This is a genomic window from Mesobacillus selenatarsenatis SF-1 (assembly GCF_000813125.1).
GTDB classification, from domain to species: Bacteria; Bacillota; Bacilli; order Bacillales; family Cytobacillaceae; genus Mesobacillus; species Mesobacillus selenatarsenatis.
In genome coordinates, this window is record NZ_BASE01000043.1 from 15,775 (window position 1) to 31,821 (window position 16,047).

Sequence of the window (16,047 nt, forward strand, 5' to 3'; positions counted from 1 at the left end):
GAATCCCGGCTCCTCCACTTATTTTTTCCTGTAAAAGAAAGTATCTGCAGTTTCAAAATCATATGTACCTGGATTGAAGATCTGTTCAGTGCTTCCAACAAACAGAATTCCCCCCGGCCTTAACGCAGCGCTGAATTTATGGTAAATACTTTCCTTGGCCTCTTCGGTAAAATAAATGAGGACATTCCTGCAGACAATCAAGTCAAACGGACCGCCGAAACGGTCAGCAAGCAAATTTTGCTTTTTAAACGTAACAGTCTTCTTAATGTCATCTTCCACCGTATAATAGGAACCATCTTGCCGGAAAAATTTTTTCACCATTTCCCTGGGGGCTTCATTCAGCGATCTTTCTGCATAAACTCCGCGCCTCGCTTTGGCTAGGACGTTGTCATCAATATCAGTTGCAAGGACCTGGATTCTCGATAATGGCATATGTTTTGACAGCACCATCGCCAATGTATAAGGCTCTTCTCCAGTGGAACAAGCTGCACTCCAGATTTTCGGGTTCGGGTTTCTGCTTAATAACTCAGGAATTATCGATTTATCGAGGACTTCCCACCTTTTCGCGTTTCTATAAAACTCGGATACATTGATTGTCATTCGATCCAGAAATTCGTTCATGAGCTGCTGGTCTTTATCAAGTACCTGAAAGAATTCCTTGAAAGATGAGTAGCCTTTCTTTTGATATAGTGAAGTCAACCTTCTTTTCATCTGTGCTTCTTTGTATAGAGCAAGGTTTATACCTGTCTTCTGGTGGATTCTCGAGATAAAGTGTTCATAGTCTTGCGGCATCATTTTGCTCCTTATTTTTACTAGAAAAAGTTGGACATTTTCATTATATCGAAAAATAGGATCTTGGGTGATATATTTTTTTACATCTCTAAAAAGCTCGCCTGTCATCTTTAAAAGGATGGCTTAGTTAAAAAGGTCTGTTGATTTTCGTTCCAGGCGCTTCGCTTTCCGCGGGCAGTCCGGGAGCCTCCTCGGCGCTTCAAGCGCCTGTGGGGTCTCCCCATCCCGCAGGAGTCTTCGCGCCTTCCACTACAATCAACAGGAGTTAAAAACAACATTTAGCTCTAACAAAGCCAAAAGAAAAAGGACACTTGCTTTTCACAAGTGTCCGGAGTTTATTTAAAAGATTAGCCGCTTACGCTTTTCTTAGTAAACCCACTCGTTGATTAATTTGCTGTATTCAGCTAGCTCTTCTTGTTTGAAGAATAGTCCGATTTCACGCTCAGCGCTTTCTGGTGAGTCAGATCCGTGAATTACGTTCTTGCCTACAGTCACACCGAATTCTCCACGGATAGTTCCAGGAGCTGCATCCTTAGGGTTTGTAGCACCCATCATCTGGCGTGCAGTTGCAATTACATTCTCGCCCTGCCATACCATAGCGAAAACTGGTCCTGAAGTGATGAAGTCTACTAATTCGCCGAAGAATGGACGCTCTTTATGTTCGCCATAATGCTCTTCAGCAAGTTCTCTTGGGATGTTCATAAGTTTTGCGCCAACTAGCTGGAAGCCTTTCTTTTCGAAACGAGCTACAACTTCACCGATCAGGTTGCGTTGTACTCCGTCAGGCTTGACCATCAAATAAGTCTTTTCCATGAGTTCCACTCCTATTTCTTATATGTATGTGAACCGCTTACAAAAGCAATCCTTAGAAATAGTATCATTTTTTTGAAAAATTCGCAACTTGCTAATACTTCCGTTTTCCAATGAATTTCGCGATATCACGCAATGACTTCTTTGCCTTATTGGACGGAAGCTCCTCAAGGATTTCAAGAGCTTTATCCAGATAGCGGTCACTGATCGCCAGTGATTTTTCAATCGCTCCTGACTCCTGTACAAGCTTCAGAATTTCATTTAGTTCTTCTCTTGGCATACCTTCATGGACAGTCCTGATCCGGCTTTTAATATACTCATCCTGCATTGCATACAGAACAGGAAGAGTGACATTCCCCTGGAGAAGATCTCCACCAGCCGGTTTTCCAAGTTCCTTTTCTGTACCCGTGAAATCCAATACATCATCAGTAATCTGGAAGGACATACCGACATAGTAGCCAAACTTATACAATTTACGATGGTCCTGTTCAGGAACTCCTGACACCACGGCACCAAGCTGGCAGCTTGCAGCAATAAGAAGAGCAGTCTTCCGCTTGATTCGCAGCAAATAATTACGCAGATTCTGGTCGAAATTATATTTATCTTTAATCTGTTCAATTTCACCAATACTCAATTCCACTATTGTATCAGAGAGGATCTGATGCGCAGTCGGATTTTCAATGTCAGTCAAAAGCTCCAATGCGCGAGCAAAGATATAATCCCCTGTATACATGGCGATCTTATTATCCCATTTAGCTTTGATAGTCAGCTGTCCCCGACGCAATTCAGCATCATCGATAACGTCATCATGAACAAGGGAAGCCATATGGATGAGCTCAAGCGAGACAGCGACATCCTTGATAACCTCAATATCGTAATTACCAAATTTTCCGCCTAGTAGAACAAAAACGGGCCTGATCCGTTTCCCTCCAGCTTTCAGCAAGTGCAGGCTTGCCTGTCTGAGCAGCTGGGATTCCGCCTGGATTGCTTCTTCGAGTTCTCTTTCTATCAATGTCAAATCAGCATTTAAATATGTATATAATAACTTCATTTTCATATAATCCACCAGCTTTTACATCCTCGATATCCATTGATGAAACAATGCAATCAGGAGAATTCTTTTATGCTTTGAGCTTTGCCATCGGCCAAGCTATTGGTTTACTTCATATCCTGAACCATATTGAGCTGCTTCGCTCATCATCAACATCACGCTAATACTGAATTAAAACAGGCTGACCTTCCTTGCCAAGCGAATAAGAAAAGGACAGCCGTGGTCTATTTTATAATAATATCAGATGGTTTATTCACCTGCAGAACGGCCCAGTTAAAGCGCTTAGCCTGTCTTCGGGCTAGAGTTTAACTTTAGAAAAATCACTAAAGGCATATCTGCTTAACTCTGTAAAGCAACCTGGCTATTTCTTGCCAATATGCACAGCTGCTACCCCGGCACTGTATGGTTTGTATTCTACATTGCCGAATCCTGCCTCCGAAAACATTTTGGCAAGTTCTTTCATGCCCGGAAAATCTTTAGCGGATTCCTGGAGCCACGAATACTCCTTATAGCTTTTAGCGAACAGTTTACCGAACATCGGCATGACAAACCTGAAATATACCCTGTATGCTTGTTTAAAACCTGGCATTGTAGGCTGGGACGTTTCGAGGCAAACTGCCATCCCACCCGGTTTTAGTACTCTATACATTTCACGCAGCACCTGATTGTAGTCAGGGACATTTCTCAATCCAAAACCAATGGTTACATAGTCAAAGGTATTGTCCTCAAACGGGAGCTCCATTGCATTACCATGGATTAAAGTTGCCTGGTCCAGGTTACGGGCCTGCAATTTCTCCTCGCCGATCTTCAGCATATTTTTGCTGAAATCAAGCCCGACCACTTCGCCATCTTTCCCGGCAGCTTCCGCAAGCGCAATCGTCCAATCAGCGGTACCGCAACAAACATCGAGTGCCTTCGCTCCCTTTTGGACATTCATCTTCTTCATTGTGTCATTGCGCCATTTAACATGCTGCTGAAAACTGATGACAGAATTCATTTGGTCGTAATTCTCATAGATTTTTTCAAAGACTCCATGAACACGTTGTTCCTTCGATTGCTGCATGGCATTACCCTTCTTCCGCGAATTTTTTAGACATGGTCTGATGCTGCCCTGCAATCAGATCTAACCGTTCGATCAGCAAGCTGTTCATCCCTGGCAGCTTCTTTAACGATGTATTAATTTTCGCCATCGAAAATTCAATATATTTTGTACAAATCGTAAGGAGGTATTTTTGCTGTTCCGAAGAAAGTTCAGAAGTATTCTGGTCCATTTTTGGCAGAGCAAGCTTTTTCAGTGCATTGAAAACAAATGAACTTCCGGACTTAATGAACTTGCTTTCTTCAGATAGCATTCTCTTGACAAAAAGCCAATTAGAAGCGAATTCAAACCATTCAGCCGCATCGAAATGGTCAGCGACTTTGCCTAAAAGAGCCGACTCAATTAACTTCACGCTTTCCATTAATTTATCGATCGCTTCAGCTTCTTTTTGATACAACAAAATTTTATGTTCATTGACCTCTTTTACACCTGAAGCCAATCGCTTGATCATTTCAATATCATCCATATCAGCCAGCAACTTGTAATACAGGCCGCTGAAATAAGTCCCAGCGAGAACCGTCAGCTGTTGGCGCTTATGTTTTTCATCATCTTCACCGGGTTGTGAGTTACGGACCTGCTCATGGGTATCAAGGGCAATTTGCAGGAGCATTGCGGTCACAGTGTAATTCTTTGCTCTTTCCTGATTTACTTCCTGCTGTTCTAGCAATGAAGTAAGCAACAAGAGCCGGTCATCATCTATAAAAGGAGATTCTATATGCTCCAGCAAATAAGGATGTGAAAGTTTATCGAGAAGAAGTTCTCTGGTGCCGTCTAATTTGTTTTGTAAATCTAGCAAATAAATCACCCTTGTTCCCCTTATTTATGTTGGATTGCCGGCGACGGGCACAACAATGTTTTAATCAGGAAAGCCAGCCGTATATGAAACGCTGGTCTACATTTAAAACAGACATAAAAAAAAGCGCCTAAATCACTAGTTTGCAGTTGTACCGAACATTCCAAGGCAGTGACAATTATATCACAAATAGTGAAAACATGAAGGAGATATTATAAATTAAACACTATTTGCGATGAATTGAACTTGATTTTGTAACAAAATAGTTGATTTTGGCCTTAATTACTTCTTCTCACTTACTATTTCACCGAATGGAGTGACAATTCTTGCATGTCCCCTGATTTTAATGGCTGAGGTATGTTCTGTGAACTGGGCAATCATAACTTCTCCCTGATCAAGCTTCTCTGAGTGGTGGAATCGAGTGTCTGTTCCTCTAGTAAGACCAATCACGTTCACACCATCCTCAATAGCCTTAATGACAACATAGTCCGTGTTAACACCTTGTTTCTTATCCATTATTATCCCCCTTACTGAAAAGATTATGTCGAGCCCGGGACGTACCCGTTGAGTAGCAGTTATGTTTGCTAATGATATAACAAAAGGCTAAAAGAATTCCTTTCAGCCTTCGAAAACTTTTGAATGTTACTTTACGAAAAAACTTTATTGCCAAAGGCCTTTAGCCTTTAATCAATGAGAGAATTTCAGCCCTTGCGTTTACATCCTCTGCTAGAGTTCCCCTTACAGCAGAAGTAACTGTTTTAGAGCCGGGTTTCTTTACCCCTCTCATTGTCATGCACATATGTTCCGCCTCAACCACTACCATGACACCATGGGGATCAAGCTTTTCCATTATGGAATTCGCAATCGTAGAAGTGATCCTTTCCTGTAACTGAGGTCTTTTCGCTACTGCTTCCACAGCTCTCGCAAGCTTGCTGAGTCCGGTTACCTTGCCTCCACGTGGAATGTATGCGACATGTGCCTTGCCGAAGAAAGGAACCAGGTGATGTTCACACATTGAGTAGAAAGGAATATCCTTGACCAAAACGAGCTCCTCATGGTCCTCACCGAAAATGGTTTCAAAATATTCTTTAGGATCCTGGTTCAATCCTGAGAAAACTTCCTCATACATCTTCGCGACCCGCTTTGGAGTATCAAGCAAACCTTCCCTGTTTGGGTCTTCACCGACTGCCTCTAATATTAAACGCACCGCTTCTTCGATTTGGGCACGATTGACGTTTGACATCTGCGTTTCCTCCTATGATCCGACAATCTCATTATAATCTTGTATAGTTAAGCAACTAATTGATTATAATATTTTCATCTTAGCATAACCAATTCTAAGCAGGCAAAACTTAATATTCTAAAAGAACAAAAAGCGCAAGCGACTCGTTCAGCTCCGACAAGCGTTGCCCGCCTATAACGCCACATCCTGTGGCTGGCGGGTCTAGCACGTCCTGTGCCTTGGAGGGTCTGACAGTGAAGTCGCTCTTTGACTTCATTGGCTGGACCGAAATCGAAATGTATAGCCGACTGTCCAGAAACGAAGAAACTGGAGACTCCGACCCTGCCGGCGGCGTTGAAGTTTCTAGGAGGCGACACTGGACAAATTCGAAAAGCGGAGGCGACTGCCCAACTCCGACAAGCGCTGCCCGCCTATAACGCCACATCCTGTGGCTGGCGGGTCTAGCCCGTCCTGTGCCTCGGAGGGCCTGACAGTGAAGTCGTTCTTTGACTTCATTGACAGGACCGAAGCGTCTCGAGGAGTTAGGAGCCTCAGCTAGACTTGCGACTTGAGTGGCTAGGCGCTGGAGCTGGATTAAGAAAACTTCATGGAGTTATCCACAACTCAATAAATTAATAAATTCCTTAAAACAGATAGAAAAAGGCCGCGAACGGGTCGCGGCCTTTAGGGTTTAGCATACGCTCAGTGCGTCGTATGTAATTATTTCACTGCATCCTTAAGCGCTTTGCCAGGTTTGAAAGCAGGCACCTTGCTTGCAGAGATTTCGATTTCATCACCAGTTTGTGGGTTGCGTCCTTTACGGGCAGCGCGCTCACGAACTTCGAAGTTACCAAAACCGATTAATTGTACTTTGTCCCCATCTTTTAATGCATTTAAGATTGAATCAAAAACAGCGTCAACTGCTTTTGTTGCATCTTTCTTAGAAAGCTCGCTAGCTTCTGCAACTGCATTGATAAGTTCTGTTTTGTTCATGCCATTCACCTCCTCCCAAAGAGATCCCATTGCTCAGAAATTAAGCATCTTACTACATTTCTAAACAAAACATATGAATTCTATACGTTGCTGGAAGATTTTATTATCATAGTTTTAAAAAAACTTTGATAAAGAAACCCTAAATCGCCTGAAACCCTATTATATAAGGGTTTGTAAGCTACAACGCTAATTCTGTTAAAAGATTATCATAATGTTTTACTCTTATCAAGATAATTTCAAGAAATAATGGGAATCTTTTCTTCTTTGAAACATAATTGTAATATGTTGACCCTAATTTATTACCCGTAACAGGCAGTATCAAACATACAATAATGAATTTTATGCCTTTTCTCCTGATTACGCAAGCATTCAACAAGGTCTTTACTCATAATTCACTGAAATGAAGTTATATTAATAGATTAATTCGGGTCCAAATACTGGTAAATACACAAGATAGAGTGAAGAACAAGGATTTTCTCGCAGGCAAAACAAAAAGACTCCCAAAAGGAGTCCAAATTATAATATGATTGCTATTAATCCACCGGAACCTTCGTTGATGATTCTTTCCAGCGTCTCTTTTAATTTATAACGAGCATTTTCTGGCATCAGGCTCAATTTTGCTGAAATTCCTTCTCTGACGATTGAGCTTAAGCTTCTTCCAAAGATATCAGAATTCCAAATTGACAGCGGATCATCTTCAAAATCCTGCATCAAGTAGCGAACGAGCTCTTCACTTTGTTTCTCGGTCCCAATAATTGGCGAGAATTCAGATTCTACGTCCACCTTGATCATATGGATTGAAGGGGCTACTGCTCTTAAACGAACACCGAAACGCGCCCCCTGGCGAATGATTTCTGGCTCTTCCAGGCTCATGTCCGTCAGTGAAGGTGAAGCGATGCCATAACCTGTCTGTTTAACCATTTTAAGCGCATCAGAAATCTGGTCAAACTCTGTTTTGGCATAGGCAAACTCCTGCATCAACTCAAGCAAGTGATCCTTGCCGCGGATCTCTACTCCTACGATTTCTTTAAGAATCTCGTCATAAAGGTCATCTGGAGCAAACAGGTCGATCTCCGCTATACCCTGGCCCATTTCGATACCCGCCAGTCCAGCCCTGTCGATGTACTCAAAATCGCTGAATTGATGTACGACCCTGTCAACATCACGCAGCCTCTTAATGTCCTTCACAGTCTCCTTGACAGCTTCCTGATAGCTCTCACGCAACCAGTGGTTTTCGCGGAGCACCATTACCCAGCTTGGCAGATTGACGTTCACTTCTAGGACAGGGAATTCGTAAAGTGCTTCCCTCATGACACTGAGAACATCTGATTCCCGCATGCTTTCAACACTCATTGCAAGCACAGGAATATCATATTTATCAGCCAATTGGGAACGGAGTGTTTCCGTATTTGGGTGATACGGCTGGGCGCTGTTGATCACCATAATGAACGGCTTGCCGACTTCCTTTAGTTCCTCAATTACTCTTTCCTCTGCCTCAATATAATCTTGTCTTGGGATTTCCCCAATTGTCCCATCCGTCGTAATGACGACACCGAGTGTAGAGTGTTCCTGAATAACCTTCCTTGTTCCAATTTCTGCTGCTTCATGGAAAGGGATTGGTTCTTCATACCAAGGCGTATTGATCATCCTTGGCCCATTCTCATCCTCATAACCCTTTGCTCCCGGAACTGTATATCCTACGCAATCTACGAGCCTGATATTTACATCCAGACCATCATCAACGTGCACGGATGCTGCCTGGTTAGGCACGAATTTCGGTTCAGTGGTCATGATTGTTTTACCTGCTGCGCTCTGCGGCAGCTCATCAAGCGCTCTGGCCCTTTCAGCCTCGTTATTGATATTAGGTAAAACCACCAGTTCCATGAATTTTTTGATAAAAGTGGATTTTCCAGTGCGGACCGCACCTACAACCCCCAGGTAAATATCGCCGCCAGTCCTCTCGGCAATATCCTTAAAAATATCTACCTTTTCCAAGTGATCCCCTCCCGATCATAGAGTTAGTGGGAATAAATTCATCCAAATTAGTAATCTGGGACAGTATATATTTATGATGTTGTCCTATATCAATATGACAATTTTTTATTTTTTTACCCCCTTAATTTTAATTTCAAAAAAGACTCCTTCAATTCCCATTTATGAGAACAATCGTTATCTTTTTAAAGACAAAAAAACCCTACTTCTACAATATATTTTGCAGAAACAGGGTTATGACTAATTTATTAGAAATGCAGAAGCTCATTGTTCGCCCATAAAAGCATCGACTTGTGAACTTTCTATTTTATTCCTTTACTAAAAAGACCGGTTCATTGGTCTCATTATCGATGGTATATGGCAAAGAATATGCTGGCACGAACATGGAATTATCTACGAGAATGTCTCGGATATCCTCGCCCTCTGCAAACTCTTTCTTTGACGATTTAATAGCCTGGTAGAGGTCACTCCGGTAATCAACATAAATTTCGCCATCAGTCGAAATGATAAAATGCAGGTTTTGGTTTGTGAATGGGCTTATAACGAAAGGCTCTTCTTTATAGCCAATCTTTTTAAAATCAAGAGTATACACATTGTCTGCGATCCGTTCCTTAAAAGGTGGATATCCAGATGCATTGATTCTCATTTTTATCTCACGGATTGTCTCTGCCATTCTTAAATCGAGCAGCTTCACTGTTGGGTCTGTTTCAGCATCTACAAGGACATATTGAAACAGGCCTCCATTTTCATATGCATTGCCTGGAGCCTCAGCAATAAATCTTGGAACGATTTTTTTAAAATCAATTGGATACTTTTGATAAATCGGTGTCTCTAAATCCTTTGTCTTGATAGGCAGCAAGCCGCCATTTGCCTCCTTGTACTGGTCAACAGCAGACTGGACACTATCAAGCTGGTCCTTATAGGGAACCTGATTCTGTACAAGTTTTTCTTCCGGATACATACACCCAGTCAATGTGAGTAATACCAGGATGACTGGCATAAAAATACGGATTTTGTTCATTGATCCCAACCCTTTAATCCTATGTATTTTATTCGCTCGTCGGACCGCTGAAAACAACAAAAAAGATTATCAGCCCTGCTAAGATCATCAGCACATAGGCTATGATCGCCGTTGCAATTTTGAAGAAACCTTTTAACTTATAACGGCTTAAATAGATGGCAAACAAGGACAGAATCATACTGCCCATGCCAACAAAAGAAATGTACATTTTCAATAATGCGGGTGACAAAATAAACCCCTCCCTTTTCCGAGAAGTATTATATCATATGCAGCAAATATGCAAGCAGGAAAAAACCTTATGAAGGCAAAAAAAAGCTGAAGTAAAGAAGGGGCGGACAACTTTACCTCAGCCTACATGACTAAATACCCTAACACCCAGTTCAAACCACCAGTTTGCTTCGTTGCATTTTATGCAAGCATAGAAGAAATCGCATCCTCGAATGCCTATATTGGCAATATTATTCATTAGAAAATTTTTCTATCTCAGATTTTACCCCCGAGGATATCGGCCAGGTCTTCCATCTCGTGAGTTTTCTCTCGGGACATCAACCCATCAACAGCGTCCTTCGGGTTGACTTCATTAAAAAGGATATTATATAACGCATTAGTGATCGGCATATTGACTCCATATTTTTCAGCAAGCTGATATGCCGCCTTCGTCGTCCTTACGCCTTCTACGACCATCCCCATGTTCTCAAGGACCTCCTCAAGGTTCTGGCCCTTGCCAAGCAGATTTCCAGCCCGCCAGTTCCTTGAATGGACGCTCGTACAAGTGACAATCAAATCCCCGATCCCTGTCAATCCTGAAAAAGTCAACGGGCTGGCGCCCATTTTGACACCAAGCCGGGCTATTTCAGCAAGCCCCCTGGTAATCAAAGCAGCCTTAGCGTTATCCCCATAACCTAACCCATCTGAAATCCCGGCAGCAAGAGCAATAATATTCTTAAGTGCCCCGCCAATTTCCACACCGATTAAATCCGGATTTGTGTATACTCTAAAGTTATTGTTGATAAACAAATCCTGAATTTTTTCGGCCGCTCCCATATTTTTCGAGGATACAGTGACCGTAGTGGGATGGCGCAGGCTCACCTCTTCGGCATGGCTTGGACCCGATAAAACCACAACGCTCTCTAATAAGCCCTCAGGCATTTCTTCTTCAATCATTTCAGAAATACGAAGCAAGGAGTCCGGTTCGATTCCCTTGCTGACGTGGACAATTTCCAAGGGTTCAGAAGTAACCTCAGTCATTTTTCGGATTACTTCACGGATTGCTTTAGTAGGAACAGCCATAATAACTGTTTTGATCCCTGCCAGCGCCTCCTGAAGTGATGAATACCCAATGATGGTTGCAGGCAGAGTAATTTCAGGAAGATATTTCTTGTTGGTATGGTGATGATTGATTTCATCAATTTGCACTGGATTGTGCCCCCAAAGACGAACCTCATGGCCATTGTCGGCGAGGACCATAGCCAAAGCCGTCCCCCAGCTTCCAGCACCAAGAACAGCTATTTTCTCACTCTTCCTTTCCATTTAAACCACAACCTTTATCTTATTTTCTTTGTCTCGCAAAAATCTTGATAGGAGTGCCTGTGAAATCAAAGGCATCCCTGATCCTGTTTTCAAGGAATCGCTCATAAGAAAAATGCATTAACTCAGGTTCGTTGACAAAGACAACAAAGGTAGGCGGCTTTACCGATACCTGTGTAGCGTAATAAATCTTAAGCCTCTTTCCTTTGTCTGTTGGCGTCGGATTCATCGCAATAGCGTCCATGATGACTTCATTCAAGATATTGGTCTGTACCCTCATCGCATGATTTTCACTAGCCATATCAATCATCGGCATCAATGTGTGGATTCGTTTCTTTGTTTTTGCCGATAAGAAAACAATTGGTGCATAGCTCAGGAATTGGAAGTGAGCACGGATTTGCTCCTCAAACTCCTTCATTGTCTTTTCGTCTTTTTCAATTGCATCCCATTTATTAACAACAATGATGACTGCCCGGCCTGCTTCTTCAGCGTATCCGGCAATGTGCTTGTCCTGCTCAATAATGCCTTCTTCCGCATTAATCACTACAAGGACAACATCTGTACGCTCGATAGCCCTTAATGCCCTTAAAACACTGTATTTTTCAGTCGTTTCGTACACTTTTCCTTTTTTGCGCATTCCAGCAGTATCAATAATGACATATTTTTGACCGTTGTAGGTTACTTGCGAGTCAATCGCGTCTCTAGTTGTACCCGCTATATCACTTACAATTACACGTTCTTCTCCTAGAATCGCATTGACCAAAGAAGACTTCCCAACATTTGGCCGGCCAATCAATGAAAATTTGATCGCATCTTTATCATACTCATCTTTCTTATCCTTCGGAAAATGCTTTGCCGCTTCATCCAGCAAATCACCCAAACCTAGCCCATGGGAGCCAGAAATCGGGAAAGGTTCCCCAAATCCCAAAGCATAAAAGTCGTAAATCATGTCTCTCATTTCTGGGTTGTCAATTTTATTGACTGCGAGGACTACTGGCTTGTTGGATCGATAGAGGATTTTTGCCACTTCTTCATCTGCAGATGTTACTCCCTCTCTGCCGTTTACAAGAAAAATGATTACATCTGCCTCGTCAATCGCAATTTCAGCCTGCTGGCGGATTTGATCCAAAAACGGTTCATCTCCTAAATCTATCCCGCCAGTATCAATAATGTTAAAATCATGTGTCAGCCATTCAGCTGAACTGTATATACGATCCCTCGTTACTCCAGGAATATCTTCAACGATCGAAATACGTTCACCAACGATTCGGTTAAAAATCGTAGACTTGCCGACATTCGGACGCCCAACGATAGCCACCACTGGTTTCGTCATGAACATCACCCTTTCAAAATTCTATTGTGCAGGTCAATGACCTGAGCCATAACAATTTCAAACTCAAAATTCTATAGTTCTCATTATTAATTTAATGCCTTCACGACACTTATAAAATAAACCCTTCTTGATATACAGGAAGGGTCTGGCTTAATCAGTTTATCAAAAGATGCCTTAAACAGGCAATGAAAACATTTCTTGTCAGTGTTTTACGATAATATAAAGTTCCTCCGTCAGGGCATGAGCAATTCCATCCAGGATTGCTTCGAGGTTTGCCGCCACCTTCTCCATTTCTTCCTTTGAATCGCAATGAAAAACAGCGGTTCCGGATGGTATTTTTTTAGGGTTCGTTGTGATGGCGGCAAGGACGAATTTCTCAAGCATCATTGAGCCCCACTCCCTTCATTGCTATTTTTTTCAGAAGGCATCCTGATTGCGTTCTCCAGTGTTGGCACATCACCAATCACCGTTATCGCACGTTCGATATCCCGTTCCTGTGGCAGCACGAACACTCCTACTCTGCCATCGTCCAGATCTCTTTTAGCCAGCGGTACGAGTGCAGGTGTTCCTGAATCACGATAAACTCCAAGCGCAGTTGACAAATCGTGCAGCACCGCCTGTCTCTGTCCAAGGTTCGCAATTGTGGAACGGGCATTCATGTTTTTGGGCTTTAAAATAAAACCCATACCATAACGAAGTACTTCTTTCTGCCTTTCAGGAAGTCCGATATTCATAATATAAATATTATCAACATAAAGGCCGGCGCCATCAAACCGTGGTTCCATGTATTCAATTTCAACGATATCCTTTAGCTTTCCGCCTGACATCAGCTTATGGGAGATAAGCACCGCAATGATCGCGGCAATGATTCCAGCCCAAATGTTAAAAATCAGGTATGCGAGTGTGCTGACAAGCGAGGTGAAAATCACCAGGTAATTGCGGCTCTCAAAAGCAATTGCAATTCCCTCGATATAGGTCTTACCCCGGGAAACGAGTTCATAGCTATCAAGTTCGGTAAGCGTATTTCGCTCCATATTCCTGACTTCCCTGAATTGTGACGCTGCCAGGGTCAAGAAGGTAATCGCCGTGAATTCCTCCTCCATGATTGCAGGACCTGCAACCGTGCCAAGTCCCGCTGCAATGAATCCGAGAGCTACATGAATGATTTTCCCATGCAAATACGTTGGATACTGACGATAATCGGTCCTCAGCATAAAAAGTCTCGATAACGTTCCTATAGCAATTCCGAATACAATTGGTAACGTGTATTCATTCATGAAGTCTTTTGTTCCTCCCCTTCAACTTGGTTTATTGTACTTCCTGACATGACCGCAATTATTGATTCAATAGCTGACCAGGCAAGAAGCAATCCTAGAGATATGAACAATATGTCCATAAAAACCATGGATGCAGCAGCATATGGAAAATTAAACTTCCACAGAATCGCAGAAAATAATATATCACCCTGCAAAAAGCCTGAAATCAAAGCCAATAAACGATCATGTCTATCTGTATGTAACAGGACTGCCAGATAAAAACCTGCTGCTCCAAGCATAATTTTCCGATCGAATAACACCCAGATCGGGTCGAATAATTCGAACATTAAAAAACTCGTATAGGCAAGCATGATAATAAATGAAGATAAAAATAAATATAATAATGAGCCTGTCTTTTTTCGCCTGGTTTCCAAAAAAATAAAAAAGGCAATCGCAAAAGCAGAGAGGTGAAGCTCAAATATAAGGACATCAACTGTAAGTGGCGCCGCAAAAATGACGGCAAGCAACATAACAGTCCATTTCAACCGAAGTGGATTATCTTTATTCATGAAGAAAGTAGTCCAAATCCAACCTATCCATGCCAGCCAATAAAAGTACAACCCTTCCATTCAACCCCTCCTATCATTTCCATTATGGTAATCACTTATGTAATTTAATCTTTTTTGCATAAAGTTTTTCACCTGTTCCATGTTAAGAAAAGCAGTACATTTATAACAGCTGGAAAACTGTTCTGGATTAATGGACAAATAACAGGAGTAGGTCTGTTTATCAGGACAAATCTCTGTAAGGCTTTTATATTAATGACCAGGAGGTAATGATATGGGCAAAGATAGACAGGAAAAGAAACTTAAAAAGAGCGGGCGAGTCGAGTCTGACCGTGACCAGGCACTACACTACCCAGGAGCTGCTAAAATGCAAAGCCCTGAAGAAGCTCGTTCCTTAAATGACGGCAAGTATAGCTAAAACGCGACCGATGGACAGGTTATGACTTGCTGACCTTATGTTACGTTTTAATCAACCAACAAACAGAAGAGCCCCCTGCAAATGCAGAGGGCCCTTCTGTTTTTATTCTTCGATCAATTTTTTTTCCTTCTTGCAAAAGCTTTTGTATCAATTCCTCTTTGTTCAAGCCAGTGATGTGTTTCTCCTGATATGACTAAAGGCACGTTTTTTAGTTCCTCAATGGTATGTACACCTAGTGCTGTCATAATGACAGTGATTTCTTCTTTTAACAGATGGATTTCCTTGATTAGATCTTCCCTTCCATTCTCCATCAAGGTTTTTAGCAAGTAGCCAGCCATTGCAGCACCATTCGCACCTAATGCAAGCGCTTTAACAATATCAAGGCTAGTCTGTATTCCTCCTGAAGCGATAACGGAAAGTTCTGGTGATGTAGATTTTGTTTCAATTATGGAGGCCGCAGTCGGAATTCCCCAATCCTCGAAAAACGTCAACAAACGGTTCCTCCGCTTATTTTCAATTTCCGCAAAATTTGTACCTCCAAATCCGCCAACATCAACATAGCGTATTCCTGAGGAATAAAGTCCGGCTGCTGTCTCGGCACTTATGCCAAAACCCACTTCTTTCACGATTACCGGAATTCCTACACTCTGTTGGATTTCACTAATCCTCGTTAACGCACCCTCAAAGTTTCTGTCTCCCTCAGGCATGGTCAATTCCTGTACTACATTCAAATGAATTTGCAGTGCATCTGCCTGGAGCATATCGATTGCGGCTTTTGCCTGCCCAACAGTTGCCTCACTGCCCAGATTGGCAAGAATAATACCGTCAGGGTGCATTTCCCTGACTACTTCATAGCTTCTTCGTTCGTCCGGATCCTTCAATGCAGCCATTTGCGATCCAACTGCAATCGCAGATCCTGTCTCTCTTGCCGCTACAGCCAATTCTCGGTTGATACGGTAAGTTCTCTCCCCGCCGCCGCCTGTCATTGCATTTATAAAAATTGGCGAACTTAAAGAAAGTTCGCCAATTTTAGTTTCAATTTTTACTGAATCAAGATTTGATCCAGGCAAGCTTTGGTTTACAAACTTAATATCGTCAAAACCGGTTAGCCGCTTCTGGCCTGTTTCGAGGGCATATTGTATATGGTCCCATTTACGTTTTGATCTTGACACTA

Annotated in this window: 19 protein-coding genes; 2 read left to right on the forward strand and 17 right to left on the reverse strand. The window is 42.3% G+C overall.

Translation table 11 applies throughout. The features are described from left to right. Positions 1–18 precede the first annotated feature (18 nt). The 7 genes from TY49_RS09440 to folE all read right to left on the reverse strand — a co-directional run bounded on the left by TY49_RS09440 (position 19) and on the right by folE (position 5,788). Positions 19–792, reverse strand: coding sequence for a CheR family methyltransferase (locus tag TY49_RS09440; protein WP_041965666.1), 774 nt, complete (start codon positions 790–792; stop codon positions 19–21). 366 nt (positions 793–1,158) lie between these two features. After that, positions 1,159–1,605 (reverse strand): nucleoside-diphosphate kinase, encoded by a 447-nt coding sequence (gene ndk / locus TY49_RS09445; RefSeq protein WP_041965667.1) that lies wholly within the window; start codon positions 1,603–1,605, stop codon positions 1,159–1,161. 91 nt (positions 1,606–1,696) lie between these two features. Further along, positions 1,697–2,659, reverse strand: coding sequence for a heptaprenyl diphosphate synthase component II (hepT, locus tag TY49_RS09450; protein WP_041965668.1), 963 nt, complete (start codon positions 2,657–2,659; stop codon positions 1,697–1,699). Positions 2,660–3,014: 355 nt separating this feature from the next. After that, positions 3,015–3,716, reverse strand: coding sequence for a demethylmenaquinone methyltransferase (locus TY49_RS09455; protein WP_041965669.1), 702 nt, complete (start codon positions 3,714–3,716; stop codon positions 3,015–3,017). 4 nt (positions 3,717–3,720) lie between these two features. Next, positions 3,721–4,557, reverse strand: a complete 837-nt coding sequence (locus TY49_RS09460) for a heptaprenyl diphosphate synthase component 1 (RefSeq protein ID WP_041965670.1) — start codon at positions 4,555–4,557, stop codon at positions 3,721–3,723. Positions 4,558–4,827: 270 nt separating this feature from the next. Then, positions 4,828–5,061 (reverse strand): trp RNA-binding attenuation protein MtrB, encoded by a 234-nt coding sequence (gene mtrB / locus TY49_RS09465; RefSeq protein WP_041965671.1) that lies wholly within the window; start codon positions 5,059–5,061, stop codon positions 4,828–4,830. A gap of 160 nt (positions 5,062–5,221) precedes the next feature. Next, positions 5,222–5,788, reverse strand: coding sequence for a GTP cyclohydrolase I FolE (folE, locus tag TY49_RS09470; RefSeq protein ID WP_041965672.1), 567 nt, complete (start codon positions 5,786–5,788; stop codon positions 5,222–5,224). Positions 5,789–6,021: 233 nt separating this feature from the next. On the opposite strand from folE, the gene TY49_RS09475 reads away from it, so the two are divergent. Beyond that, positions 6,022–6,204, forward strand: a complete 183-nt coding sequence (locus TY49_RS09475; RefSeq protein WP_041965673.1) for a hypothetical protein — start codon at positions 6,022–6,024, stop codon at positions 6,202–6,204. 283 nt (positions 6,205–6,487) lie between these two features. Here the strand turns inward: TY49_RS09475 and hbs are convergent, their stop codons facing one another. The 9 genes from hbs to TY49_RS09520 all read right to left on the reverse strand — a co-directional run bounded on the left by hbs (position 6,488) and on the right by TY49_RS09520 (position 14,518). After that, the gene (gene hbs / locus TY49_RS09480; protein WP_023627533.1) at positions 6,488–6,760 is read right to left on the reverse strand and encodes a non-specific DNA-binding protein Hbs; all 273 of its coding nucleotides are present in this window, start codon (positions 6,758–6,760) and stop codon (positions 6,488–6,490) included. 516 nt (positions 6,761–7,276) lie between these two features. After that, the gene (spoIVA, locus tag TY49_RS09485; RefSeq protein WP_041965674.1) at positions 7,277–8,755 is read right to left on the reverse strand and encodes a stage IV sporulation protein A; all 1,479 of its coding nucleotides are present in this window, start codon (positions 8,753–8,755) and stop codon (positions 7,277–7,279) included. 304 nt (positions 8,756–9,059) lie between these two features. Beyond that, positions 9,060–9,773 carry a YphF family lipoprotein gene (locus tag TY49_RS09490; protein ID WP_041965675.1) on the reverse strand — a complete coding sequence of 238 codons (714 nt, stop codon included), beginning with the start codon at positions 9,771–9,773 and terminating at the stop codon, positions 9,060–9,062. A gap of 28 nt (positions 9,774–9,801) precedes the next feature. Next, on the reverse strand, positions 9,802–10,002 hold the full coding sequence (locus TY49_RS09495) for a DUF2768 domain-containing protein (RefSeq protein WP_023627530.1): 201 nt from the start codon (positions 10,000–10,002) through the stop codon (positions 9,802–9,804). Positions 10,003–10,256: 254 nt separating this feature from the next. Next, positions 10,257–11,303, reverse strand: a complete 1,047-nt coding sequence (locus TY49_RS09500) for an NAD(P)H-dependent glycerol-3-phosphate dehydrogenase (protein ID WP_041965676.1) — start codon at positions 11,301–11,303, stop codon at positions 10,257–10,259. Between the two features lie 19 nt (positions 11,304–11,322). Next, positions 11,323–12,633 carry a ribosome biogenesis GTPase Der gene (gene der / locus TY49_RS09505; protein ID WP_041965677.1) on the reverse strand — a complete coding sequence of 437 codons (1,311 nt, stop codon included), beginning with the start codon at positions 12,631–12,633 and terminating at the stop codon, positions 11,323–11,325. Positions 12,634–12,834: 201 nt separating this feature from the next. Continuing rightward, a complete protein-coding gene (locus tag TY49_RS09510) occupies positions 12,835–13,020 on the reverse strand; it encodes a capping complex subunit for YIEGIA (protein ID WP_041965678.1) in 186 nt (61 codons plus the stop codon). Beyond that, the gene (locus TY49_RS09515; protein ID WP_041965679.1) at positions 13,017–13,910 is read right to left on the reverse strand and encodes a YIEGIA family protein; all 894 of its coding nucleotides are present in this window, start codon (positions 13,908–13,910) and stop codon (positions 13,017–13,019) included. The genes TY49_RS09510 and TY49_RS09515 overlap by 4 nt, the downstream gene beginning before the upstream one ends. Then, complete coding sequence (locus tag TY49_RS09520) at positions 13,907–14,518, reverse strand: YphA family membrane protein (protein ID WP_052442144.1); 612 nt, start codon at positions 14,516–14,518, stop codon at positions 13,907–13,909. The genes TY49_RS09515 and TY49_RS09520 overlap by 4 nt, the downstream gene beginning before the upstream one ends. Positions 14,519–14,729: 211 nt before the next feature. Here TY49_RS09520 and TY49_RS24230 point away from each other — a divergent pair, with 211 nt between their 5' ends. Continuing rightward, a complete protein-coding gene (locus tag TY49_RS24230) occupies positions 14,730–14,873 on the forward strand; it encodes a YpzI family protein (RefSeq protein WP_084135440.1) in 144 nt (47 codons plus the stop codon). Between the two features lie 113 nt (positions 14,874–14,986). Here TY49_RS24230 and fni read toward each other — a convergent pair whose 3' ends face one another. Continuing rightward, the gene (gene fni / locus TY49_RS09525) at positions 14,987–16,045 is read right to left on the reverse strand and encodes a type 2 isopentenyl-diphosphate Delta-isomerase (protein WP_041965680.1); all 1,059 of its coding nucleotides are present in this window, start codon (positions 16,043–16,045) and stop codon (positions 14,987–14,989) included. Between the last annotated feature and the right edge of the window lie 2 nt (positions 16,046–16,047).

What these genes read in the sequence shown, in the direction of transcription:
- hbs (WP_023627533.1), bottom strand. Translation starts at nt 6,760, where the DNA reads ATGAACAAAACAGAACTTATCAATGCAGTTGCAGAAGCTAGCGAGCTT.
- mtrB (WP_041965671.1), bottom strand. Translation starts at nt 5,061, where the DNA reads ATGGATAAGAAACAAGGTGTTAACACGGACTATGTTGTCATTAAGGCT.
- TY49_RS09520 (WP_052442144.1), bottom strand. Translation starts at nt 14,518, where the DNA reads ATGGAAGGGTTGTACTTTTATTGGCTGGCATGGATAGGTTGGATTTGG.
- hepT (WP_041965668.1), bottom strand. Translation starts at nt 2,659, where the DNA reads ATGAAAATGAAGTTATTATATACATATTTAAATGCTGATTTGACATTG.
- TY49_RS09500 (WP_041965676.1), bottom strand. Translation starts at nt 11,303, where the DNA reads ATGGAAAGGAAGAGTGAGAAAATAGCTGTTCTTGGTGCTGGAAGCTGG.
- TY49_RS09455 (WP_041965669.1), bottom strand. Translation starts at nt 3,716, where the DNA reads ATGCAGCAATCGAAGGAACAACGTGTTCATGGAGTCTTTGAAAAAATC.
- TY49_RS09510 (WP_041965678.1), bottom strand. Translation starts at nt 13,020, where the DNA reads ATGATGCTTGAGAAATTCGTCCTTGCCGCCATCACAACGAACCCTAAA.
- ndk (WP_041965667.1), bottom strand. Translation starts at nt 1,605, where the DNA reads ATGGAAAAGACTTATTTGATGGTCAAGCCTGACGGAGTACAACGCAAC.
- TY49_RS09515 (WP_041965679.1), bottom strand. Translation starts at nt 13,910, where the DNA reads ATGAATGAATACACGTTACCAATTGTATTCGGAATTGCTATAGGAACG.
- TY49_RS24230 (WP_084135440.1), top strand. Translation starts at nt 14,730, where the DNA reads ATGGGCAAAGATAGACAGGAAAAGAAACTTAAAAAGAGCGGGCGAGTC.
- TY49_RS09490 (WP_041965675.1), bottom strand. Translation starts at nt 9,773, where the DNA reads ATGAACAAAATCCGTATTTTTATGCCAGTCATCCTGGTATTACTCACA.
- der (WP_041965677.1), bottom strand. Translation starts at nt 12,633, where the DNA reads ATGACGAAACCAGTGGTGGCTATCGTTGGGCGTCCGAATGTCGGCAAG.
- folE (WP_041965672.1), bottom strand. Translation starts at nt 5,788, where the DNA reads ATGTCAAACGTCAATCGTGCCCAAATCGAAGAAGCGGTGCGTTTAATA.
- TY49_RS09440 (WP_041965666.1), bottom strand. Translation starts at nt 792, where the DNA reads ATGCCGCAAGACTATGAACACTTTATCTCGAGAATCCACCAGAAGACA.